Here is a 1,073-nt window from a genome sequence, read left to right as displayed (position 1 = left end):
GGTTCAAGTTCCTAAATTTAATAAAAACACAAAGGGGTCCCCTTTGTGTTTCATGTTTGTTTACTTTGCAAAAGAATGATTTCCAATTCTCACCGTTACTTCTTTAATTAGAATCCACTCACTTTTTGCTGTTTTGGGATTGTAAAAATACAGGGATCTACTCCCTTTCCCTCTATATGCTACTGCCTCATCTACTACTCTATATTCTACCGTAGTTGGGTTATTCTTTATTTTCCCATTTTGAACTGGCGAAAAAGCATAATATCCATTAGAACGTTCATATATTACTTCTCTTATTGTATTAGGAAAAAAGATTACTATCTACACGGTTTAGAACTACAGTCGCGCTACTGCAACCTTTCCAGAATAAAGTTCTCCCTGTGCTTCGGCATAAATCAATTGTGCTAATAAAGTTCTTTCGCTTTCAGTAATTGGTTCTGGTAATGTCAATCGTTGTCCTACATTTAATTTATTAACTTTTAGATTATTTGCTATTTGTATAGATCCTATAGGAAATCCATTTTGCTGACTTATTTTTCACAGTGTATCTCCAGATTTCACTGTGTATAATGAAGATGCTTCTGAATTTATTCCAAAAAATAACGATAATAGTATTACTAGTAACGTTGAAGATAAAAATTTATTGTTAAAGTCCATATACCCCCCTAGTACTAAAGTCTACGAGAACAATATTATCAACGAAACTATTTATACACTACCTCCAAAATTTTCCTATGCACTTTAAAGCCTGTGATTTAAAGGTTACTAAAATGTGTTACTTATTTCCACTTGAACTGTAATTCTGTTAATAAGTTATTCTTAGTTTAACTTTAATGAAAGGGCTTGGCTCCCCATTTGTTTCCAAGCATCTATAAATGGTCCTAATTGTACTTTTTTGTTCTTTTCACCACTAATGGGATCATTAAAATATACAAAAGATTGATCATATCCTGTAATTAACACAGAATGTTCTTTATATGTTATTTTAACTTTTCCATTTGGCGTCTCCCATTCTTGAAAGGAAGAGTTAGGCAATTTTTTATAGGTTGTATTGGTTATTATCCACACAGGCT

2 protein-coding genes are annotated in these 1,073 nt (G+C 32.1%); both read right to left on the bottom strand.

What is annotated here, in order from left to right:
* Nucleotides 1-60: 60 nt before the first annotated feature.
* A complete protein-coding gene (locus ACOZBP_RS17335) occupies nucleotides 61-297 on the bottom strand; it encodes a cell wall hydrolase (protein ID WP_259347180.1) in 237 nt (78 codons plus the stop codon).
* Between the two features lie 522 nt (nucleotides 298-819).
* Nucleotides 820-1,073 (bottom strand): C39 family peptidase (locus ACOZBP_RS17330; protein ID WP_422677557.1); only part of this gene is annotated, 254 nt, incomplete at its 5' end.

The organism is Brevundimonas sp. NPDC058933 (genome assembly GCF_049315965.1).
Classification (GTDB): domain Bacteria; phylum Pseudomonadota; class Alphaproteobacteria; order Caulobacterales; family Caulobacteraceae; genus Brevundimonas.
This window is presented reverse-complemented; position numbering and strand designations above follow the sequence as displayed.